The sequence below is a fragment of the Methylobacterium sp. D53M genome, assembly GCF_053345625.1.
Genome location: NZ_JBKFAL010000002.1, coordinates 223646 through 243311 on the forward strand (window position 1 = coordinate 223646; position 19666 = coordinate 243311).

The following is a 19666-nucleotide window of genomic DNA, read 5'->3' on the forward strand; positions in this document are numbered from 1 at the left end:
GCGCGGATTCCTGACCGGTCAGCCGGCCGGCGTCCCCGCGGCGGACGCGTCGCGGACCTCGCCGGAGACCCGCTTGGCGAGGCGGTCCAGAGCCGCTCGATCCAGATCGCCCCGATCCGGGCCGCCGGGGGCCGCGGCCGGCTCGCCCGGTCGACCGTCCGGCCCCATGCCGTCGCTGGCCAGCACCGCGGCGGTGGTCAGGCCCGGACTGGTCCGGTCCGTCGGCCGCTCCGGGCCGATCGCGAGGCCGGCCCAGACGAGGAGAGCCGCGCACAGGGCCAGGCTGGCCAGCAGGGTCTTGAGAAAGGTCATGTTTCATAACGAGCGGCTCCGGGCCGTCGTTCCGTTGCCAAGCTTCGCTCCGACGGGCGGAACGCTTTGGCAACCACGGCGGTCGAAACTCGGCATCGCGCTCGCGAGGCCGATTCGGTCACCCGGCAAATTCGCCACATTGGCCGGGCACCGTCGCGGTCTCGACGCCCCGTCACCTGCTGACTCGCCACGCGCGTGGACATTTCCGCTATGATCAGACCGATGCTCGCCCTGCTCCTCCTCTGCGGCCCCGCGGCCGCGGCCGGGACGGTCAGCGGCCCCGCGACCGTGATCGACGGTGACACGATCGAGGTGCAGGGCACGCGTATCAACCTCTACGGTATCGACGCTCCCGAGACCGCGCAGCGCTGCGAGACCGCCAATGGCCAGGAGTATCGCTGCGGCAGCAAGGCCGCGCAGGCCCTGCGCGCGCGGATCGGCGGCGGCGCGGTCACGTGCGAGCGGCGGGAGGGCGGCGTGCCCGGTCGCGTCACCGGGATCTGCCACGTCCACGGCGAGGACCTGTCCGCCTGGATGGTCGGACAGGGCCTGGCGCTGGCCAACCGTCAAGTGACGGCGCCCTATATCCGCCAGGAGGGCCACGCCTGGGCGACCCGCCGCGGCATCTGGGCCGGCACCTTCGAGAAGCCGGCCGACTGGCGCCAGGACCGGCGCCGAGTCGAGGCCGCGGCCGGGACGAGCGCGGCCGACTAGCCGCTCCGGCGGCTCAGGCCGTCGCGTCCTGTCCCTCGGTGAATTCCCGCCAGAGGAGGACCAGGGCGGCCATCACGGCCGGCCCGAGGAACAGGCCGAGGAGCCCGAAGGTCTCGACGCCGCCGAGGATGCCGAGGAGCACCCACAGGAAGGGCAACTTGGTCGTGCCGCCGATCAGCGCCGGGCGGATGAAGTGGTCGGCCACGAAAGTCACGACGAGGCCCGCCGCCGCCACCACGAGAGCCGCTGTCACCGACCCGGCCGCCACCAGGAGGAGCGCCGCGATCGCGATGGCCACGGCGGCGCCGAACGGGATCATCGCCGCCACCGCCGTGAAGGCGCCGAGCAGGACCGGGTGGGGCACGCCCGCGAAGTGGTAGACGATCCCGAGCACGAAGCCCTCGCCGAGGCCGACCAGCACCAGCCCGTCGACCGTGCCGTGCACGGAGGCCACCATCTGGCGGGCGACGCGCTCGCCGCGCGGCCCGAACAGCCGGTGGCAGGCGGTGAGCGACTGGTCCCGCACCGTCCGCCAGTCGCGGAACAGGAAGAACAGCGCCACGAGGCTGAAGCCGAACAGGACGATGCGGTGCAGCACCTCGCGGCCGACATTGCGGGAGGCCCCGAGCACCGAGTGGTTCTCGAACCGGCGCAGCAGGTCGGAGCCCGCCTGCGCGTGGCCGAGATTGTCGTTCCACCACGCGGTCGCCTGCGCGGCGCCGTAGGGCAGGTGCTGCAGGAATTCCGGCGCCGGCACCCCGTTCGCCTCGGCGTTCCGAACGAACTCGGCCACATCGTGGGCCTCGCGGGCGGCCTGGATGCCGAGGATCGCGAGCGGCGCCAGGAAGACCAGCGCCACGGCCGCGGTCATCAGCGTGGGCAGGAGGATGTTGTGCTTGCCCGGCGGGAAACGGTGCTCGAGCCGCTGGTAGACAGGCCAGAGGGCGATCGCCAGGACCACCGCCCAGGCGAGCGCCGGCAGGAACTCGTGCAGGATCCAGAGGCCGAGCGCCGTCAGGGTCAGGACCAGCAGGACCCGGGCCGCTCCCTGGGAGCGCGCGCGCTCCTGCGGCGGCAGGGGCGGCGTCTCGACGCGCGCCAGCGGGGCGGCGGGCTTGGTGATCGGTGGCATCCGTCTGGTCTCCTGAGGACGCGCCTCGTCTCGCCGTCAAGCTAGGGCCGGAGCGTCCGGAGCGTACGCGCGTCCCCGCACCCGGCGGCGCACGCCTGTGGACAGGCGCTGAAACGCCGGGGAAGCGCCGCGGTTGCCGCTTCTGACACCCTCGTGTAGAGGTCGCCGCCATTCGACCGGGCCGCGTTCCAGGCCCCGTCCACGCGTCGGGCGGCCGCCCGGGCGGCGAGGGGGCTCCCGCACGACCGATCCGGAACTCGAACAGCCCGCGAGAAGACATGTCCGACGAGCCCGCCCACGGCAGCGCCACCTTCGAGCGCGTGGCCGACATCATTGCCGAGACCGCCGACATCCCGCGGGACAAGATCACGCCCGAGAGTCACGCCATCGACGACCTCGGCATCGACAGCCTCGCCTTCCTCGACATCGCCTTCGCGGTCGACAAGGCCTTCGGGATCAAGCTGCCACTCGAGCGGTGGACCCAGGAGGTCAACGAGGGCAAGGTCCCGGCCGAGGAGTACTTCGTCCTCAAGAACCTGTGCGCGCGCATCGACGGCCTCGTGGCCGAGAAGGCCGCCAAGGTCTGAACCGAGGCCGATCCGACCCGTCATGCGCCTCGAATACTTCGAGATGATCGACTCCGTGCGGCTCCTCGACAGGGCCGCCGGCCGCATCGAGGCGCTCGCCCGGGTGCCGATGGCGAGCCCGGTCTTCGAGGGCCACTTCCCCGGCCACCCCCTCGTGCCGGGGGTCCTCCTGACCGAGACGATGGCCCAGGCCTCCGGGTACCTCGTGCTTGCCCATCTCGACTTCGCCCGGATGCCGTTCCTTACCGGGGTCGACAAGGCGCGCTTCCGGTCCTTCGTCGGGCCCGGCGCGGACCTCCTCGTCACGGCCACCCTCGAGCACGACGGCTCGGGCTACGCGGTCACCAGGGCGGCGATCAGCCACGACGGCAAGGCGCTGTGCGACGCGGAACTCCGCTTCCGCACCATGCCGTTCCCGGACGGACTCGACGCGCCGATGCGCGAGCGCGCGCGGACCATCGGCCTGCTCCCCGATCCGGCTCCGGCCGAACGCGAGCCATGAGCCAGCCATGAGCCGCCCCGTCGTCGTCACAGGCCTCGGCCTCGTCTCTTGCGCGGGCGAGGGCGTCGACGCCCACCTGGCCGCCCTCGCCGGGGAGGCGGCCCCGCGCACCGACAGCGAGACCTTCGCGCCCTATCCGGTCCATCCGGCCCCGGCGATCGTCTGGGACGGCCAGATCCCCAAGCGCAGCGACCAGCGCCAGATGGAGGCGTGGCAGCGGCTCGGCGTCTACGCCGCCGGCCTCGCGCTCGACGCGGCGGGCGTGAAGGACGACGCCGCCTTCAAGCAGGCGCTTCACCTCGTCGTGGCCGCGGGCGGCGGCGAGCGCGACTACGCGGCGGACGGAGCGATCCTGACCGGCCTGCGCGACGCCGCCGATCCGGGCGCCTACCTGAACGAGCGGCTCCAGAACGATCTCCGCCCGACCCTGTTCCTCGCCCAGCTCTCGAACCTGCTCGCCGGCAACATCGCCATCGTGCACGGGGTGACGGGCGCCTCGCGCACGTTCATGGGTGAGGAATCCGCCGGGGTCGACGCCCTGCGGATCGCCCAGGCGCGGGTGGCGTCGGGCCAGATCGACGCGATCCTGGTCGGCGGCTCCTACAGCGGCGAGCGGCCGGACGTTCTGGTGATCCACGAGATGGGCGGCTACCTCGCCCGCGACGCCTACCGCCCGGTCTTCGCGCGGGGCGAGTCCGGTGGCGGAGCGGGCGGGTTCATCCTCGGGAGTTGCGCGGCCTTCCTGATGCTCGAATCCGCCGCCCACGCCGCGGCGCGCGGCGCCCGCGCCCTGGCCCGGCTGGAGCTAGTGGCGAGCGATCGGACCCGGCGCGCGCCGGGCAGTGTCGCCGGCAGCCTCGAGACGCTCTGGCGACAGGCCGGTTTCTCGGCTCCCGACACCGTCCTCTCCGGCGCTACCGGGGTGGCCCCGATCACCGCGGAGGAGCGGGACGCGCTGGCGCGGCTCGCACCGGGCGCGCACCTGCGCGCCCTCGGGGACGTGATCGGGCACGGGCTCGAAGTGGCGGCGCCGTTCGGGGCGGCGCTCGCCGCCGCCCTCGTCGCCGACGGCGGTGCGCGCGAGGTCGCCGTGACGGCCGTCGGCCACCGGCGCGGCGAAGGGATCCTGCGCCTCGTCCCGGCCTGAGCGAACCCGCGTCACGCGGCGCATGTCGGCCGCGTCCGATCGTCCGGTCGGCAGCACAGCTTTCGCGCGGATGCGCCGTATTGAAATCCCTTATCCCGTTGTTCAAGCGACCGTTCCGGCGCCGCTCAACCGGAATTTCCGGAAAGAGTTTCCCGCATCGCTGCGGCGCTGGCCGAGGGAAATATTTCTCTGCGCTTGCCAAAGAACCGCCGGCGGTCTACTTCTACCGCATCGGCACGTGTCCGGATATCTTGGACCGTTACGCCTTCGCAGGGCGGTTCTGACTTTCCTATCGCTATCGGTCGATGCCGGCGCCCCCTCGTTCGGGCGGGTGCCATCTCTCACTATGCCTGCGAAGATCAAGGACTTCCATGAGCACCGGAACCGTCAAGTGGTTCAACGAGACCAAGGGCTACGGCTTCATCCAGCCGGATGACGGCGGCAAGGACGTGTTCGTCCACATCTCGGCCGTCGAGCGCGCTGGCCTGCGCGGCCTGAACGAGGGCCAGAAGGTCACGTACGAGCTGGAGACCGACCGTCGCAGCGGCAAGCAGTCCGCCGGTCAGCTCCAGACGGCCTGATCGCCGTCCTCAGCGTTTCTCCGGAAGCCGCTCCTCTGGGAGCGGCTTCTTCGTATCTGCCATCGTGTTTCTAACCCCCCCTCTGCGGGTGACGGCCTTCGCCGTACCCGATCCAGGAGTGTCTGTGAGCTTTTTGAACAAGCAGGGTGTCGCCGATCGCCTCGAGACCGCCGCCAAGGCGCGCTCCGAGATGCTGGCCCGGTTCCGGGCCCGCCCGTCCGCCGACGACCCGGCCGTCCTCGCCCGCCAATCCGCCCGCCGCGCGGTGGTCGATGCCCGCGCAGTCCGCGCGGCCGAACGCGCGGCCCAGCGTCAGGCCGAGATCGAGCGCGCCGCCGCCCTCGCCGAGGCGGAACGCCTCGCGGAGATCGAGCGCAAGCACGCCGAGCAGCTGGCCGCCCAGGAGCGCGCCAAGGCCTTGCAGGCCGAGCAGAAGGCCCAGCGCGACGCGCGCTATCTCGCCCGTAAGGCGAAGGCCCAGAAGAAGCGCTGAGGCGCGTTCCGCAGCGATGCCCGTCCAGGAGCTCGGCATGTCCCACAAGTTCAAGGTCGGCGAGCGCGTCTGCCGGTCCCGCCTGGGCATCCCGGGCGAGACGGGCGAGGCCGAGGTGTTCGAGATCCTGCGGCTGATGCCGGCGGATCAGACCGGCGAGCCGAGCTATCGGATCCGGACGAAGACCGGCGAGCGGGCAATCCGCGAGGGTGACCTCGTCGCGGCCCCGCAGGCCTGATCCGGACGCCTCAGAGCGTCCGGAACATCACCAGCGCGTCGACCGGCCCGAGCGTCGGATGCCGGAAGGCGCCCGGCAGCCGGCCGACCACGTCGAAGCCGAAGCTCTCCCAGAGCCGGACGGCCCGGGCGTTGGTGCTCACCACGAAGTTGAACTGCATCGCCGCGAAGCCCCGCGCCCGCGCCCGATCGAGGGCATGCGCGCACATGGCCCGCGCGACCCCGCGGCCGAGGGCGGCCGCTCCCGTCATGAAGCCGCAATTGGCGACATGGGCGCCCCCGCCAGCTTGGTTCGCGCGCAGGTAGTACGTGCCGAGCACAGTCCCTGCCTCCTCGGCCACGAAGGTCTCGCGGTCGGGGCCGGTCCAGTACGCGAGAGCCTCGGCCTCGCCGAGGTCGCGGTCCAGCGCGTAGGTCTCACCGGCCCGGATGGTCGGCACGATGATGCCGGTGATGGCCGCGTGGTCGGCCGCCTGCACGGCCCGGATGTGCAGACTCACCCGAATTGCTCCCGCAGGATGCGCTCGTCGAGGCTGTGGCCGGGATCGTGCAGCAGCACGAGCTCGGTGGCGCGGTCGAGGGACGTCTCCACCGTGCAGACCCGGCGGAACTCCGTGTGGTCGGCCACCGCCGCGACCGGGCGGTGGGGGGCGTCGAGGACGTCGATCCGGATCCGGGCGTAGTCCGGCAGAAGTGCGCCGCGCCAGCGCCGGGGGCGGAAGGCCGAGATCGGTGTCAGCGCCAGAAGCTTGGCGTCGAGCGGTAGGATCGGTCCCCCGACCGACAGGTTGTAGGCCGTGGAGCCCGCCGCGGTGGCGACGAGCACGCCGTCGGCGATCAGCAGGTCGAGCCGGACATTGCCGTCGACGGCGATCTTCAGCTTGGCGGTCTGGTGGGTCTGGCGCAGCAGGTAGACCTCGTTGATCGCCCGCGCCCGGTGGGATCGGCCCTCCGTGTCGAGCACGTCCATCACGAGCGGGTGGATGACGCTGCGCTGGGCGTTCTCCAGATGCTCCAGGAGGTCGTCGTCGCGGAACTCGTTCATCAGGAAGCCGACCGTGCCGCGGTTCATCCCGTAGATCGGCTTCGGGTGGTCCATGAAGCGGTGCAGCACCTGGAGCATCAGGCCGTCACCGCCCAGGGCCACGACGACGTCGGCCTCCTCGGGCGGGACGTGGTCGTAGCGCCGCATCAGGGCGGCCGCGGCCTCGCGGGCGTAGCCGGTCGGGCTCGCCACGAAGGCGATCTTCTGGAAACGCGGCATGGATCAGGCGCAGCCGCGCAGGCGCGTCGGGATCGCCTCAGGGTTCACGTCACGGCTCCAGTCTGACGAGCGAACCGCCCGGTTGACGTCCTTGCCCGGCATGCGCCTCACTCCGCGAGCACACGCGCAATTGGAGGCATAGCATGGAGCGTCCGCTCCTCGTCTACACCACCTTTCCCGACCTCGCCTCGGCGCTGAACATCGGCGAGGCGCTGGTCCGCGAGCGACTCATCGCCTGCATCAACGTGCTGCCGGGCATGCAGTCCGTCTACAGCTGGAAGGGCGCGGTGGAGCGCGGTGCCGAGGTCGCCGCCATCCTCAAGAGCCGCGAAGGTCTGGCCGACGCGCTGGCGGTCGCGCTGAAGGCCCGCCACCCCTACGACACGCCGATCATCCTGCATCTGCCGGTCGCCGGGGCGGACGCCGACACGGCCGCCTGGATCCTGGCGGAGACGCAGCCCGGTGAGCCGTTCGAGAACGGGACCCAGGCGGACTGATCCGACAGATTGCGCCGCGCTGCTTCCCACCCTGACCCTTCCGGCCGGTTCCGGCAGTGTGCCGGACAGGGTCCAGACGGCTGTGGACAAGCGCGCCTTGCTGTCGGTGCGGGCGCCACAATGGCTCGTCAGACACTGGTGCCATTGGCGTAGTCGTGGAGTCGAATTAAATAGACATAAGTATGCAAATATATGCGAAAAATATCCGATCTTGAATTATGTAACGAGAATTTATACTGAACGATTGGAGTAGAAGATTGAATTTACCTGGTGCGCTTGGCTAGAAAACCTCCGTGCGTGCACCGCACACGATGCGACGCGGAGGAAAATCATGGGACGTTTCAGGAATGCAGGACGGTTGGGGTTGGTCCTGCTTGCCGCAGTCGCGGGCGCCGTGCATGCGCAAGCGGCCGGGGCGCCGAAGAGCGAGCCGCTGATGACCGTCGCTCCGGCGCCGTCCGGTCCCGCCGGCCTCGCATCGGCCGATCCGCCCGCCTTGCGGTACGGTGTCCTCTATGCCGACGACAAGGGCCACAGCCATGTCCAGTATTGCGACCTGAAGAACTTCATCTTCAAGAGCTACGCGCCTCCGGCAGCGCCGCAATATGTCGGCTTTCCGCCGGGTGAGGTGACGTCGATCAAGTACGCGGTCCTGCCGGTCGGCTATGTCGGCACGTGGCACACGGCGCCGGGTCCCCAATGGGTGATCACCCTGTCGGGCCGCTGGTCCGTGCAGGCTACGGACGGGTCGGTGCTGGAGCAGGGCCCCGGCGAGGTGGAATTCAACGCCGATATGGGATCGACCCCGCAGGGGCCTGAGGGCCATGTCGGACACCTGACCCGGCAGGTCGGCGACGTGCCGAACGTCCAGCTCATCGTCTCGCTGAAGCCGCAGGTCGGAAAGGCCCGCTCCACCGATCCGTGCCAGCCGTCCCAGCCCTGAAGCGCGGTGCGGGCCGGCGACACTCGTTCCGCCGGTCCGCGCGCGTCAGCCGCCGCTCACCGGATAGCTGCGGCCCTTCCAGGTCGCCGCGCCGGCCCGTTCGCGGCGCAGGAGCACGTTCCACTGGATCGCCAGGGCCACCGCGACCGCCGCGGGGTGGAGCGGGATCGTCGCCCACGGGGCCCGAACCGCGACGGTGACGGCCGTTCGGGTCGCCAGGGACAGGCCGAGGGCCAGGGCGGCCGGGGTCAGGGCGGAGGCCGGCAGCAGCCCGAGCAGCCCGGCCAGGACGAGGAGCGGCGGCAGGATCTGACCGCAGCCGAGGAGCAAGGTCCAGATCGGAAGGGCGCGGGGCGTGGCCATGCCCTCGTGGGCGTTCTTGGAGAAGCCGGCCCAGGCCTGGGCGAAGCCGTCGTACATCCGGCAGGTGGCCAGCGCGGCGGCGGCCACGAGATCCGTCCGATAGCCCGCGGCCCGGAAGAGCCGGGGCAGGCGGACTCCGTCGTGCAGGGAGGTGCGGATCGCGCCGTGGCCACCGGTGGCCGCGTAGGCCCCCCGATCCATCAGGATCAGTTGACCGCAGGCCGCGCCGAGCGACGGGTCGGACAGGCGGCGCATCAGCGGCACGGGCAGGAAGCCGAGGAGCAGGAAGTCGATCATCGGCACCGTCAGCATCTCACCCACCGTGTCGGTCCGCTGCCGGGGCACGCCGCTGACGAGGGCCGCGCCGGTGCGGCGAGCCTGCGCCGCGAGGGCGGCGGCTGCCCCGGCCTCGAGGCGCACATCGGCGTCGATGAACAGCAGGTGGTCGCCGCGGGCGAGCCCGGCCATGTGGCTGCAGGCGTGGTTCTTGCCCGTCCATCCGTCGGGCAGGGCCGGCACCGGGACGAGACGCAGGCGCGGGTCGCCGACGGCGCGCACGATCTCGGCGGTCGCGTCGGTGGAATGGTCGTCGCCGACGATCACCTCCACCGGGACCGCGGCGCTGGCGAGCGCCGCCCGCACGGTGGCGTCGATGTTGCCGGCCTCGTTGCGCGCCGGGATCAGGATCGAGACGAGACCGGCCCCGGCCTCCACCGCGGGCCGGCGCAGGACCGCGAGATTCACCGCCGCCAGGATGGCCGGCAGGAGGGCGGTGGCGAGGCAGAGGTACGCCAGAGCCGTGAGGATCGAGTCGGTCATCGTCTGCGCCGGCAGGGGAGCGCGCCACGATAGGGGATCGGGCGGGATCTGGCGCGCGCGGGCGGTCTCATCCGGCGCGATCCTGACCGCCCGCGGCGCGGTGCGCCGGATCGAACCGGCGGCCGGAGAGGCGGGCCGACAGGCGCCGCCACAGGTCGTAGAGGCCGCCGACGCCCTTCCGGCCGGAAACCAGCGTGCGGAAGCGTCCGGGCTCCCGGCTGATCACGTCGGCGCTCAGGCGGTCGAGGGTTCGGGTCAGTTCGGATTCCAGGCGCGCGAGGCGCTGATCGCGCGGGAGCGCGGCGAGTTCGGATCCGGCGATCCCCGGCCCGAAGGCCGCGAAGGCTCCCGCGCCGCGCTCGTCCCAGAAGGTGTACTCGACGGCGAGCGGGACGAAGAGCGCGTCGGGGGCGATCTCGGCGAGCCGCGCGACGCCGGGACGCAGGGCCAGCGGCCGCGCGCGGGCATCGGCGAAGCGGCCCTGCGCGGTGATCCAGAGCATGCCGTCGGGGGCTCCGAGGATCGACCGTGCGGCGGCCAGGAACTGCGCCGCCCCGCGCGGGCTGTCGAGGTCGACGCCGAAGGCGCCGATCCGCTCGAAGATGCGGTAGCGTGCCAGCATCGCGGCGTCGAACGGCGCGCGGCTCGCCCGCTCCGGATAGAGCCGGCCGCCTAGCACGATGATCAGCGCGGCGTCCCACCAGGCCGGATGGTTGCAGTAGACCACGATTGCGCCGGGATGGTTCGCGTCAGGCGGCGCGCTCCAGAGGGGCAGCCGCAGGGCGTCGAGGTGGCGGTGCAGGTAGCGCTCGAACCACGCCACCATGAAGGCGCGGATCCGGGGCGAGACCGGGGGCAGGGGGGCGCCGCGCGCGCCTCTCGCGCCCCCCGCACCGGGGGGCGGAGATGGCGGCGTCGCGGTCACGCCGAGGCGCGCAGGGCGCCGCGCGCGTCCTGGTCATGCGCGTCGGCGGCGATCCAGCCCGACATCATCACCATCGGCATGCCGGGCCCCGGATGGGCGGCGCCGCCCGCGAGGTACAGGCCGCGCACCTGCCGCGACCGGTTGCCGGGCTTGAACGCCCCCATAACCCGCCCGTGGGAGGCGAGGCCGTAGATCGCGCCGTTCAGGACCTTGTAGCGCTCGTGGATGTCCTGCGGCGTGAGGTGGCGCTCGACGACGATACGCTCTTCGAGGTCCGGCATGCCGGCGGTGCGCTTGAGCTTGTCGAGGATCGTGCGGCGGTAGTTCTGGAACAGCGGCCCGTCCGGGCGCCAGTCGTGGTGCGGCCGCAGATACGGCGTGTGCACGAGGACGTAGAGCGCCTCGCCGCCCTCGGGCGCCACGCTCGGATCGGTGGAGGAGGGAGCTGCCAGATAGGCGGTGGGGTCCGGGGCCGGCTCGCCCTTGCTGTAGATGTAGTCGAACTCCTCCTCCGGGTCGCGGGAGAAGACGAAGTCGTGGTGGTTGAGGTGCTCGTAGCGCTTGTTCAGGCCGAGATAGAGCACCACGCCCGAGCAGGCCGGTTCGGGGTTCTTCTTGGCGTAGGCCTTGGCGGCCTCGCCGCCCACGAGTTCGCGGTAGGTGCGGACCGAGTCCATGTTGGAGATCACGGCGTCGTAGGGCGTGACCCCCGCGGCCGTCCGCACGCCCCGGACCGCGCCGTTGGCGGTCTCGATCCCGGTCACCTCGGTGTCGGTCTTGCACGTGGCGCCGAGTTCCTGGGCGAGCTTCGCCAGCCCCTCGGCGACGGCGCGGGTGCCGCCCATCGGGTACCAGACGCCGTCGGCCGTCTGCATGTGGGCGATGGCGCAGAGCACCGCCGGCGCGCCGTAGGGCGAGGAGCCGACATACTGCACGAAGTGGTCGAGCATCTGCGCGAGCCGCGCGTCCTTGACCTTGCCGCGGATCGTCGAGGCCACCGAGGCGTGCATGCGCAGCGACAGCACGTCGCGCAGCGTGCCCGGGTTCATGTTGGCGCGGATGTTGATCGTGTCGAACAGGTCCTCGACCGGCTTCCAGAAGAAGAATTTCTCGGACACGCCGTGAAGATGCTCTGAGATGGTGATGAACTTCTTGTAGCCCTCGCCGGTGCCGGGGGCGAAGCGCTCCATGTCGCCGGCCATCCGCTCGACGTCCTGCATCAGGTCGATATGCGTGCCATCGTCGAAGAAGCAGCGCCACTGCGGGTCCAGGCGGCGCAGGTCCATGTAGTCGTGGACCGAGCGGCCGGACTCCGCGAAGATCCGCTCCAGCACCCGGGGCACGGTCAGGATCGTCGGCCCCATGTCGAAGCGGAAGCCGCCCTCGTGGAGCACCGCCGCCTTTCCGCCGAGCCAGCCGTTCTTGTCGTAGACCGTCACGCGGTGGCCCCGCGCGGCGGCGACGCACGCGGCGGCGAGTCCGCCGAGCCCGCTGCCGATGACGGCGACCGTGGAATCCTGGCTCATCCTGCTGGCTGGCTCCCCGGGCCGAGGAAGGCGTGGCCCGCAGAGCGAAGCTAGACCTGGGGCCGGGCGGGTCAACGCGCCACCCGGTCGCGGTCGCCTAGTGGCGGCGCTCGCCTGTGGACAGGCGCGCCAGGAAGTTCCCGATCTCCCGCCGGCGGAGCCCGGCCTCCAGCACCTCGGGCCCGACGCCGTGACGCCAGGCCAGGCGGCGCGCGGTCTCCGGGTCGTGGCCCTGGAGCGTCGCGACTTCGTCGGCATAGGCGGCCACGGCCCGCGAGTTCTCGGCGAGTCCCGCCTCGACGATGGCGGTGTCGCAGAGGCGCAGCATCGCGGCCAGCTCGTCGAGGTCGAGCTCGGGATGATACTGCGTCCCCCAGAACCAGCCGCGATCCCGGCGGATCTCGAGGGCCTGGATGCCGAGAACGCGGTTGCCGGCGAGCACGCGGGCGCCCGGGGGCGGCTCTAGGACGGCGTCGGAGTGGATCGCCGGGGCATCCCAGGTCGCCGGACGGCCGGCCAGCAGAGCGTGAGTCCGGCCCTCCTCGGTCGGGGTGATCGCCCTGGCGAAGCCGTATTCCGGCCCGCGGGGATTCTCGGCGGCGCGCCCGCCCGCCACCGTGGCGGCGACCTGCACGCCCCAGCACGAGCCGAAGACCGCGCGCCCGGCCTCGAAGGCCGCGCGCATCAGGTCGAGCTGCCGGTTCACGGCCGGCGTGCCCTCCGAGACCTTGAGGGTCGAGCCGGTGAAGATCAGGCCATCGAACTCCGCGAGACCCGCCGGCAGGGCCGCGTCGGCGTCGGCGGCGTTGACGTGCTCGCAGACGGAGCCCTGCGCGAGGTCCCGCACCACCGCCGCGTAGGACTCGGCCGAGGTTCGTCCGGTGGCCGCGACGTGGCGGTCGCGGGCAGCGCGATCGTTGCCGTCGGCGATGAGCAGGCGGAGCATGCGGGATACCGGGGAGCGCGGCCGTAGCGGAGGCGCCTCTATGTCGGTGCACACCGCGTCGCAGGAACGGCGCGGATCGTCGCGGGAGGCGGCCGCTGAAATCGGGCCCGACTCCTCCAAACGGGTGATGCGCCCCGCGAGGCCGGGTTTACCCCTGCCGTCTCGGACTCCGAGGAACGATCAGCGCGGAGGACAGGATGCCAGATCTCGCCGAGGTGGAGCTCTACTGCGCGGAAGCCCGGGATATCCTCGCTCACGCGGAGAACATCGTTGCCGACCTGGACCGGAGAGGTGCCTGCGAGGGGCACTGCCTGATGGCGAACCAGGGCCTCGCGGCGCTGCGGAACCTCGACCGCATCATCGAGCGGCACCGCAGGCGGCTGGCGTTCCTGGCCCTGCCCAACGCGGTCGGCCCGTCCCCACCTCCGTCCCCTCCGCGGAAGCGGAACTGGCTGCTCTTCCTCCGGCGGCGCGGCGGGTACGCGGGCCATGGCATCGAGGCGCATTCCTAAGGCTTCCCCGGAGGATCGGGCGAGCCACGTGAGGCGTGCAGATCCCCGGCTGCCGGCGACGCGGCGGTGCGACGGCCTGTCGAGGACCCTGCTGGTCGGGATCGTGCTGCTCGTCCTGGGGTTGGCCATCCCGGCCACCGCCCGGCGAGCACCCCCGCCGTTGCACCAGGCGGCCGAGATCGAGGCCCTGGTCAACAGGGCGGCCGACATGCTGGAGGCCGAGGGCGCGCGGGCGTTCGACACGTTCCGGCGCAAGGGGAGCACCTGGCGATACGGGGACGTCTACCTGTTCGTCGTCGACCTGCGGGGGATCGTCCTCTTCAACGCCGCCCATCCGAACCGCGAGGGCCACGACCTGCTCCACGAGCGCGACGCCGACGGGAAGCAGTTCCACCACGATCTCATCGACGCCGTCACGCGGTTCGGGTCCGGATGGGTCGACTACATGTTCCCGAAGCCCGGCCAGTCGGCGCCGAGCGTGAAATGGAGCTACGTCTGCGCGACGCGCGTGGCCGGCGTGGAGGCGCTGGTCGGTGCCGGCGTCTACGTGGAGTAGCGCCGTCCGGGTCGGGAAGGCGGGCCCTAGGCCGTCCGCCGCGCCGCCAGCGCGAGGGCGAACGCGAGACCGGCCAGGGTCAGCGCCGCCAGGACGCCCAGGGCCGGGGCCGCGGCGGAGAAGCCCTCGCCCAGGGCGCTCTGGTAGGCCTCGATCGCCCAGGCGTTCGGGGTGAGCCATCCGGCCTGCTGCAGCCAGGGCGGCATCAGGAACCGCGGGACCATCGAGCCTCCGACCGCCGAGAGCAGCAGCACCCCGAAGGTCGAGGCGAGATGCGCCTGCTGGCGCGAGGCCGCGAGCGCGCAGGCCGCGAGCGCCAGACCGGCCGCCATCGCGGAGACCAGCAGGCAGGCGGCCAGGAAGGCCGGCCAGTGCGGACCGATCTCGACGCCGTAGAGAAGCGCGGCGGCCAGGAAGATCAGTCCGGCCTGGACGAGCCCCTGCAGCGTCAGGAAGGCGAACTTTCCGAGCACCACGACGGGCAATCCACCCGGCCCGGCCATCAGCCGCTCGGTGAGGCCCGTCTCGCGCTCCTCGACCAGGGACATGGCGCCCTGCATGGCGGCGAAGAGCAGGAACACCGCGGTGATCGCGCCGGCGTAGTAGCTCACCCGGGCATTGGTGGTCCCGGACGCGGTGCTGCGGCGCTCCACCAGGGAGGCGAAGCTGAACGGTTCCTTCTTGGCGCGCTGCTCGGCGAAGGCCTCGTCGAGGAACCGGCGCTCGTCTGGACCGATCTTGCCCGTGCGCTCGACGTCGGCGACGACCCGCGACAGGACCACGTCGGGCAGCGCCTCGTTCAGGACCCGCTGGAGCTGGCCGAGGGCGATCGGTGTCGCCAGCGCCTTGGCGGGGTTCTCGACCAGCACCACCGGCTGGTCCGCGGAACCGGGCGCGGCCTCAGCAGGGGCGGCGATCAGGTCTCCACGCAGGACCAGCGCTACGTCGACCTCGCCGGCCCGCACCGCCTGCGCCACGGCGTCGATGTCGGTCGCGGGCAGCCGCGTCACCCGGAGCGAGGGATCGGCCGCGAGCGCGTCGGCGAGGCGCTGTGTCGCCGCGGTGTGGACGAGGTCGGCCAAGCCGAGATGGATGCGGATCCGGTCGCCGATCGCACCGGAGAAGATCGCCGCGAAGATCGAGAAGATCACGGTCGGCAGCACGAAAGCCATCACCAGCGCGGCCCGGTCGCGCAGGAGGGTCAGGAGCATCACCCGGAAGGCAGCAGCGATCATCCGGCGGCCCCGACCCGGAGCGGGGTGGCTTCGGGATCCGCCAGTTCCCGCGGGCGGAGGGCGTCGAGATAGAGCGTCTCCAGCCGCGGCGCCCGCACCCGGATCTCGGCCACCGGAACGTTCTGGGCGCGCAGGGCGCCGAGCAGTGCCGCGCCGTCGAGGCCGGCCCGTTCGACCGACCGCCAGACGAGGCCGCCAGCCTCGGCGGGCACGAAGCCGGCCCGGCGCAGCACGCCCTCTGCCTGTCCCGTCACCGGGCCGGTGAGGCTCAGCTCCCGCTCGGGCGCGCCCGTGCGCAACTGCGCGAGCAGGTCGGCGAGACGGCCGGCACGCACGACCCGGCCCTGGGCCAGGAACGCGACCCCGGAGGCGAGGCGTTCCGCCTCGGCGAAATCGTGGGTGGCAATCAGGATCGCGGTGCCGGCGGCCTTCAGGCGGTCGAGCACCGCGTGGATCGCGGCCCGCGCGGCGAGGTCGACGCCGCTGGTCGGCTCGTCGAGGAGCACCAGCCGGGGCCGGTTCATCAGGCTCGCGGCGATGTTCACCCGGCGCCGGTACCCGCCCGACAGGACGCCGACCGGACGTCGCGCCACGTTGCCGATGTCGGCCATGGCCAGGGCGGCCTCCACGGCCGCCTTCCGGTCGCGGCGGGAAACCCCCGCCAGCTGCCCGAACACGCCGAGATTTTCCGACACCGTCAGCCGCGGGTAGAGGGCGATCTCCTGCGGCACCCATCCGATGGCGCGTCGGGCCTGTCCCGCGCGGTACGGGTCCGCTCCGGCCACGCGCACCGATCCCGCACTCGGGGCGAGGCGCCCCGCCACGAGGCGCATCAGCGAGGACTTGCCGGCCCCGTTCGGTCCGAGCAGCGCCAAGGTGTCGCCAGTGCCGAGGTCGAGATCGACCTGATCCAGCACCCGTCGGCCGCGGAGGTCGAGGCCGACGCCCGCGAGCCGGACGAGGGGGGCGTCCATCGGTTCACCGACCCGGCAGGGCACGGCCGAGGCGCACCCGTACGGCGGCGCCGGGCTCCCGGAGGGCGAAGGCCGCCTCGGCGAAATCGGGTCGCGCCCGCCGCCCGACGGCCCCCGAGAAGCCGTAGGGCTCCAGCGGCAGTCCGAGGCCGGTCCGGTCGAGGCGCCCGTTGCCGTTGGCGTCCTGGTAGGCCGCCACCGCGTAGGTTCCCGGCGGGACATCCCGGAAGGTGAACCGCGCCCGGTCGGCGGTGGCCGGCGCGTCGTCGCCGCGCAGGCACGACGTCTCCGAGAGGCCGCCCTGGCAGAGGGCGACGCGCACCTGGCCGCCCCCGGGCTCGATGCCGTCGACCTCGACCTGCACCGCGGCGGCCCAGGCGGGCAGGGTCGCGGCGCAGAACCAGGCCGCCACGGCAACCGTCACGCGTCCTCTCGGCCTCCGGAGAAGGCTCCGGTCGGTCGCCGCGCTCACGAGGCCTCGCTGGAGGTGGCCAGCGGGGCGGTGTCGGGGATGCCGGCCGCGGCGGCGGCGCGGGCACCGGCAAGCTCCTCGATCAGCAGCCGGGCCGAGATGCGGGCTCCCTCGTAGATCACCGGCAGGCCGGAGCCCGGATGGGTGCCGCCACCGACGATGTAGAGCCCCGGTCCGAAACGGTTGTGCGGCCGGAAATACAGCATCTGCATCAGGTCGTGGGCGAGGTTGAAGGTGGCGCCTTCGTGGACGGCGAAATCCTCCTCCCACTGTGTCGGGTCGATGATCCGCTCGTAACGGATGCGGGACTCGAGATCGTCGATTCCGAGGAGCTTCAGCCGTTCCAGGATCAGGGCGCGGTAGGTCTCCCGCATCGCCGCCCAGTCGATCCCCGCCTTTAGGTTGGGCACCGGCACCAGCACGTAGAGAGCCGTGTGTCCGGGCGGCGCCATCCCGCCATCCGTGTAGCCCGCGTGCTGCACGTACAGGGACGGCTGCATCGGCAGCGTGCCCTCCGTGATCTCGCGGATGTTCTTCTCATAGCCGTCGGCCAGGAGAATCGTATGATGCCCGAGGCTGTCGGGCATTTTCCCCTCGAGGCCGAGATACAGCATGAAGGTCGAGCAGGAGAGCCGAGCCTTCCGGATCTTGGCGTCGCGCCAGCGCGGCCGGTGCCGCTCCGGGACGAGGGCGCGCACGACCTTCGCGAAGTCACCGTTGATCAGCACCGCGTCGGCGTTGAAGGTCTCGCCGTCCGCCACCAAGCCGGTGGCGCGCTTGCCGTCGAACAGCACCTCCTCGACGTTGCTGTTGAGTCGGAGGTCCACGCCCATGCGGCCGGCCAAGCCCGCCATCGCCTCGGAGACGGCGCCGCAGCCGCCCACCGGGTGATAGACCCCGTGCTCGTATTCGAGGAACGACAGGATGGTGAACAGGCTCGGGCACCGGAACGGCGACATGCCGAGGTACTTGGTCTGAAACGAGAAGGCGAGGCGCACCCGCGGGTCGGCGAAGTGGCGCTTGAGGTCTCGGTCCACGCTCCGGCCCGGATGCAGGTAGGGCAGTGCGGCCAGCATGGCCGGGCTCGCCATGCTGCGCAGGGTGTGGAAGGCCTGTTCGAGGACCGGCTTGAAGTAGTTCAGCTTGGTCCGGTTCTCGGAGAAGAAGGCCTTGACGTTCTTGGCGTCGTCCGGCGCGAGGCGGGCGATCTCGCGCTCCAGGCGCTCGACGTCGCCGGTCGCGCGGATCGTTCCCGAGATCCCCTCCGCGCCCTCGAACACGAGGTGGTACTGCGGGTCGAGCCGCTCGAGCTTGACGTGGTCTTCCAGCCGCTCGCCGCAGCTCGCGAAAATATCCGCAAGAATCTGTGGATAGAGGAAGAACGTCGGGCCGATATCGAACCGGTAACCGCCGGGAGCCTCGACGGTCTTCGTCCGACCCCCGACCTGCGGGTCCTTCTCGAAGATGGTGACGTGAATCCCGGCCCGCGCGAGCAGCAGGGCGGCGGCCAGTCCGCCCGGTCCGGCCCCGACCACGGCCACCCGGCGTCCGGTCAGCGCCCGCAACCCATCCCCAGACTGAAGCAACGTCCCCGACTCCTCACAGAATCCCGATACCCCGTGCAGCCAAGCTAGCTTCGCATCATCGCGCGGCAATTGCAGCCGTTTGTCGCGCGCACAACGCTGTATACGATCATACCGTCGATACACATCCGCAAGGTTTCTCGAGGCGAGCCGCGTCGCGGACCGCCCGTGGCCTCACCGGCGGCCTCGCCAGCGCCGGATCGCGTGTCGGGCCGTCCTCGGTGGAGCGGGCGCGTCAGCGCTGGCCCAGACGCTCGTACCAGGCGTGGGCCTGGGCGGGCGTCCGCTCGAACGTCCGGGTGCCGTGGGGCCTTCGCGTCTGGCGCCATTCCCGCGGCGTCACCCCGAATCGAGCGCGGAAGGCGCGGCTCAGGTGTGCGGGATCCTTGAAGCCGTGCTCGCTCGCCAGGCGCGCGAGCGCCCGCGTCTCGAGCGGATCCTGCAGGGCGATCCGGATCGCCTCCAACCGCTTCTCCCAGACGCGGTGCATGACGCCGCCGACGTTCTGGAAGGCGCGGTACAGCACGGTCCGCGAGACGCCCGCCCCGTCGGCGAGGCGGTCCGGCGATAGGTCGGGCGAGGCCAGGTGGAGATCCATCAGGCGCTCGACGAGGGCGACGAAGCCGGCATCCAATTCCGGGCCCTGCAGCACGTCCGAGGCCGCGGACGGATCGAACAGGCGGCGGACGAAACCGGTCAACTCACCCGCAATCGCCGGCTCGTCGTCGGCGGTGGCCGTCGGCAGCCGGCGGTACAGGGCGTGCAGCCGGGCGACGAGCAGACGGTTCCGCTCCCTGTCGAGGAAGATCGGGATCCGCTCGACCGCGCAGTCGGCCAGCAGGCGCCGCGGGATGGTCAGCCCGATCGCGCTGGAGCTCACCCCGCGGGCATCGAGTTCCCGGCCCATATTGGCGGCCATGATCCGGTTGCGCTGCTGCACCACCGGGCTGCCCGCGACGTCCCCGGACAGGCCACCCGACACGTAGAGCATGAACGTGAAGTGATCCGGCGTCGCCGCGGCGTGGCGGCGATCGCGGACCATGTGCTGGGCCGAGAAGACCATCCGGCTGGCGAGGATGTCCCCCAGGACCGTGCAGGACAGGTTCCCGCGCGGCACCGGAGCCCCTTTGATCTGCTCGATCCGAACGATGGGTGCCAACAGATCGCGCCAGGCCGCGAAGGCCTGCGCGGGTTCGAGGTGATCGGTGTTGAAGTGAAGCGTCGGGAGACTCGACATGCGATCCGGCGCGGCGTCGTGACGGTCTTGAGATCTCAGCTTGCGCACACCCGCGCGTGGCGTCGAGATGTCCATGTGTTGCAGGCGGACGATTGTGCGCCGGCCCTGT

24 protein-coding genes are annotated in these 19666 nt (G+C 71.7%); 11 read left to right on the forward strand and 13 right to left on the reverse strand.

Features of this window, described 5'->3' with window-relative positions:
* Window positions 1–18 precede the first annotated feature (18 nt).
* Window positions 19–312, reverse strand: a complete 294-nt coding sequence (locus ACLBYG_RS05315) for a hypothetical protein (RefSeq protein WP_447680811.1) — start codon at window positions 310–312, stop codon at window positions 19–21.
* A 210-nt stretch (window positions 313–522) separates the two neighbouring features.
* On the opposite strand from ACLBYG_RS05315, the gene ACLBYG_RS05320 reads away from it, so the two are divergent.
* Complete coding sequence (locus ACLBYG_RS05320) at window positions 523–1026, forward strand: thermonuclease family protein (protein ID WP_026604576.1); 504 nt, start codon at window positions 523–525, stop codon at window positions 1024–1026.
* Window positions 1027–1039: 13 nt separating this feature from the next.
* Here ACLBYG_RS05320 and ACLBYG_RS05325 read toward each other — a convergent pair whose 3' ends face one another.
* Window positions 1040–2158, reverse strand: a complete 1119-nt coding sequence (locus ACLBYG_RS05325) for an AI-2E family transporter (RefSeq protein ID WP_447680812.1) — start codon at window positions 2156–2158, stop codon at window positions 1040–1042.
* A 278-nt stretch (window positions 2159–2436) separates the two neighbouring features.
* On the opposite strand from ACLBYG_RS05325, the gene ACLBYG_RS05330 reads away from it, so the two are divergent.
* The 6 genes from ACLBYG_RS05330 (at window position 2437) to ACLBYG_RS05355 (ending at window position 5706) form a co-directional block, all read left to right on the forward strand.
* Window positions 2437–2745: an acyl carrier protein gene (locus tag ACLBYG_RS05330; RefSeq protein ID WP_010683687.1), complete on the forward strand. Its 309-nt coding sequence runs from the start codon at window positions 2437–2439 to the stop codon at window positions 2743–2745.
* 22 nt (window positions 2746–2767) lie between these two features.
* Window positions 2768–3247: a 3-hydroxyacyl-ACP dehydratase FabZ family protein gene (locus tag ACLBYG_RS05335; RefSeq protein WP_447680813.1), complete on the forward strand. Its 480-nt coding sequence runs from the start codon at window positions 2768–2770 to the stop codon at window positions 3245–3247.
* 7 nt (window positions 3248–3254) lie between these two features.
* On the forward strand, window positions 3255–4394 hold the full coding sequence (locus ACLBYG_RS05340; protein ID WP_447680814.1) for a beta-ketoacyl-ACP synthase: 1140 nt from the start codon (window positions 3255–3257) through the stop codon (window positions 4392–4394).
* A gap of 371 nt (window positions 4395–4765) precedes the next feature.
* On the forward strand, window positions 4766–4975 hold the full coding sequence (locus ACLBYG_RS05345) for a cold-shock protein (protein WP_020090869.1): 210 nt from the start codon (window positions 4766–4768) through the stop codon (window positions 4973–4975).
* A gap of 124 nt (window positions 4976–5099) precedes the next feature.
* Window positions 5100–5468: a DUF6481 family protein gene (locus ACLBYG_RS05350; RefSeq protein WP_103984652.1), complete on the forward strand. Its 369-nt coding sequence runs from the start codon at window positions 5100–5102 to the stop codon at window positions 5466–5468.
* A gap of 37 nt (window positions 5469–5505) precedes the next feature.
* Window positions 5506–5706 (forward strand): hypothetical protein, encoded by a 201-nt coding sequence (locus ACLBYG_RS05355; protein WP_026604574.1) that lies wholly within the window; start codon window positions 5506–5508, stop codon window positions 5704–5706.
* A gap of 10 nt (window positions 5707–5716) precedes the next feature.
* Here ACLBYG_RS05355 and ACLBYG_RS05360 read toward each other — a convergent pair whose 3' ends face one another.
* A complete protein-coding gene (locus ACLBYG_RS05360; RefSeq protein ID WP_331300270.1) occupies window positions 5717–6205 on the reverse strand; it encodes a GNAT family N-acetyltransferase in 489 nt (162 codons plus the stop codon).
* Window positions 6202–6969, reverse strand: coding sequence for an NAD kinase (locus ACLBYG_RS05365; protein ID WP_020090865.1), 768 nt, complete (start codon window positions 6967–6969; stop codon window positions 6202–6204). Before ACLBYG_RS05365 ends, ACLBYG_RS05360 begins: the two co-directional genes overlap by 4 nt.
* Window positions 6970–7112: 143 nt before the next feature.
* Here ACLBYG_RS05365 and cutA point away from each other — a divergent pair, with 143 nt between their 5' ends.
* Both cutA and ACLBYG_RS05375 read left to right on the forward strand, forming a co-directional pair.
* Window positions 7113–7466 carry a divalent-cation tolerance protein CutA gene (gene cutA / locus ACLBYG_RS05370; protein ID WP_091926487.1) on the forward strand — a complete coding sequence of 118 codons (354 nt, stop codon included), beginning with the start codon at window positions 7113–7115 and terminating at the stop codon, window positions 7464–7466.
* Between the two features lie 436 nt (window positions 7467–7902).
* Complete coding sequence (locus ACLBYG_RS05375) at window positions 7903–8409, forward strand: hypothetical protein (protein WP_447680815.1); 507 nt, start codon at window positions 7903–7905, stop codon at window positions 8407–8409.
* Window positions 8410–8454: 45 nt separating this feature from the next.
* Here ACLBYG_RS05375 and ACLBYG_RS05380 read toward each other — a convergent pair whose 3' ends face one another.
* The 4 genes from ACLBYG_RS05380 to ACLBYG_RS05395 all read right to left on the reverse strand — a co-directional run bounded on the left by ACLBYG_RS05380 (window position 8455) and on the right by ACLBYG_RS05395 (window position 12988).
* Window positions 8455–9591 carry a glycosyltransferase gene (locus ACLBYG_RS05380; protein ID WP_091979277.1) on the reverse strand — a complete coding sequence of 379 codons (1137 nt, stop codon included), beginning with the start codon at window positions 9589–9591 and terminating at the stop codon, window positions 8455–8457.
* Between the two features lie 67 nt (window positions 9592–9658).
* Complete coding sequence (locus ACLBYG_RS05385; protein ID WP_447680816.1) at window positions 9659–10417, reverse strand: lysophospholipid acyltransferase family protein; 759 nt, start codon at window positions 10415–10417, stop codon at window positions 9659–9661.
* 95 nt (window positions 10418–10512) lie between these two features.
* The gene (locus tag ACLBYG_RS05390) at window positions 10513–12042 is read right to left on the reverse strand and encodes a phytoene desaturase family protein (RefSeq protein WP_447680817.1); all 1530 of its coding nucleotides are present in this window, start codon (window positions 12040–12042) and stop codon (window positions 10513–10515) included.
* Between the two features lie 97 nt (window positions 12043–12139).
* A complete protein-coding gene (locus tag ACLBYG_RS05395; RefSeq protein ID WP_447680818.1) occupies window positions 12140–12988 on the reverse strand; it encodes a type 1 glutamine amidotransferase in 849 nt (282 codons plus the stop codon).
* A gap of 197 nt (window positions 12989–13185) precedes the next feature.
* Between ACLBYG_RS05395 and ACLBYG_RS05400 the strand changes: the two genes are divergently transcribed.
* A complete protein-coding gene (locus ACLBYG_RS05400; protein ID WP_020090858.1) occupies window positions 13186–13500 on the forward strand; it encodes a hypothetical protein in 315 nt (104 codons plus the stop codon).
* A gap of 28 nt (window positions 13501–13528) precedes the next feature.
* Complete coding sequence (locus ACLBYG_RS05405) at window positions 13529–14056, forward strand: cache domain-containing protein (RefSeq protein ID WP_447680819.1); 528 nt, start codon at window positions 13529–13531, stop codon at window positions 14054–14056.
* 26 nt (window positions 14057–14082) lie between these two features.
* Here the strand turns inward: ACLBYG_RS05405 and ACLBYG_RS05410 are convergent, their stop codons facing one another.
* The 5 genes from ACLBYG_RS05410 to ACLBYG_RS05430 form a co-directional block, all read right to left on the reverse strand.
* Entirely contained in the window at window positions 14083–15291 is a 1209-nt protein-coding gene (locus ACLBYG_RS05410) for an ABC transporter permease (protein ID WP_447680820.1), read from the reverse strand.
* Window positions 15288–16265, reverse strand: coding sequence for an ABC transporter ATP-binding protein (locus tag ACLBYG_RS05415; RefSeq protein ID WP_447680821.1), 978 nt, complete (start codon window positions 16263–16265; stop codon window positions 15288–15290). Before ACLBYG_RS05415 ends, ACLBYG_RS05410 begins: the two co-directional genes overlap by 4 nt.
* A gap of 4 nt (window positions 16266–16269) precedes the next feature.
* Window positions 16270–16689: a DUF2141 domain-containing protein gene (locus ACLBYG_RS05420; RefSeq protein WP_100250552.1), complete on the reverse strand. Its 420-nt coding sequence runs from the start codon at window positions 16687–16689 to the stop codon at window positions 16270–16272.
* A gap of 44 nt (window positions 16690–16733) precedes the next feature.
* Window positions 16734–18323, reverse strand: coding sequence for a phytoene desaturase family protein (gene crtI / locus ACLBYG_RS05425; protein WP_100250553.1), 1590 nt, complete (start codon window positions 18321–18323; stop codon window positions 16734–16736).
* Between the two features lie 232 nt (window positions 18324–18555).
* Complete coding sequence (locus tag ACLBYG_RS05430) at window positions 18556–19557, reverse strand: helix-turn-helix domain-containing protein (RefSeq protein ID WP_447680822.1); 1002 nt, start codon at window positions 19555–19557, stop codon at window positions 18556–18558.
* Between the last annotated feature and the right edge of the window lie 109 nt (window positions 19558–19666).

Bases quoted from the DNA above. Each gene is read 5' to 3' on its own strand.
- ACLBYG_RS05315 (WP_447680811.1), bottom strand. From the start codon at position 312: ATGACCTTTCTCAAGACCCTGCTGGCCAGCCTGGCCCTGTGCGCGGCT.
- ACLBYG_RS05320 (WP_026604576.1), top strand. From the start codon at position 523: ATGATCAGACCGATGCTCGCCCTGCTCCTCCTCTGCGGCCCCGCGGCC.
- ACLBYG_RS05325 (WP_447680812.1), bottom strand. From the start codon at position 2,158: ATGCCACCGATCACCAAGCCCGCCGCCCCGCTGGCGCGCGTCGAGACG.
- ACLBYG_RS05330 (WP_010683687.1), top strand. From the start codon at position 2,437: ATGTCCGACGAGCCCGCCCACGGCAGCGCCACCTTCGAGCGCGTGGCC.
- ACLBYG_RS05335 (WP_447680813.1), top strand. From the start codon at position 2,768: ATGCGCCTCGAATACTTCGAGATGATCGACTCCGTGCGGCTCCTCGAC.
- ACLBYG_RS05340 (WP_447680814.1), top strand. From the start codon at position 3,255: ATGAGCCGCCCCGTCGTCGTCACAGGCCTCGGCCTCGTCTCTTGCGCG.
- ACLBYG_RS05345 (WP_020090869.1), top strand. From the start codon at position 4,766: ATGAGCACCGGAACCGTCAAGTGGTTCAACGAGACCAAGGGCTACGGC.
- ACLBYG_RS05355 (WP_026604574.1), top strand. From the start codon at position 5,506: ATGTCCCACAAGTTCAAGGTCGGCGAGCGCGTCTGCCGGTCCCGCCTG.
- ACLBYG_RS05365 (WP_020090865.1), bottom strand. From the start codon at position 6,969: ATGCCGCGTTTCCAGAAGATCGCCTTCGTGGCGAGCCCGACCGGCTAC.
- cutA (WP_091926487.1), top strand. From the start codon at position 7,113: ATGGAGCGTCCGCTCCTCGTCTACACCACCTTTCCCGACCTCGCCTCG.
- ACLBYG_RS05375 (WP_447680815.1), top strand. From the start codon at position 7,903: ATGACCGTCGCTCCGGCGCCGTCCGGTCCCGCCGGCCTCGCATCGGCC.
- ACLBYG_RS05380 (WP_091979277.1), bottom strand. From the start codon at position 9,591: ATGACCGACTCGATCCTCACGGCTCTGGCGTACCTCTGCCTCGCCACC.
- ACLBYG_RS05385 (WP_447680816.1), bottom strand. From the start codon at position 10,417: ATGGTGGCGTGGTTCGAGCGCTACCTGCACCGCCACCTCGACGCCCTG.
- ACLBYG_RS05390 (WP_447680817.1), bottom strand. From the start codon at position 12,042: ATGAGCCAGGATTCCACGGTCGCCGTCATCGGCAGCGGGCTCGGCGGA.
- ACLBYG_RS05395 (WP_447680818.1), bottom strand. From the start codon at position 12,988: ATGCTCCGCCTGCTCATCGCCGACGGCAACGATCGCGCTGCCCGCGAC.
- ACLBYG_RS05400 (WP_020090858.1), top strand. From the start codon at position 13,186: ATGCCAGATCTCGCCGAGGTGGAGCTCTACTGCGCGGAAGCCCGGGAT.
- ACLBYG_RS05410 (WP_447680820.1), bottom strand. From the start codon at position 15,291: ATGATCGCTGCTGCCTTCCGGGTGATGCTCCTGACCCTCCTGCGCGAC.
- ACLBYG_RS05415 (WP_447680821.1), bottom strand. From the start codon at position 16,265: ATGGACGCCCCCCTCGTCCGGCTCGCGGGCGTCGGCCTCGACCTCCGC.
- ACLBYG_RS05430 (WP_447680822.1), bottom strand. From the start codon at position 19,557: ATGTCGAGTCTCCCGACGCTTCACTTCAACACCGATCACCTCGAACCC.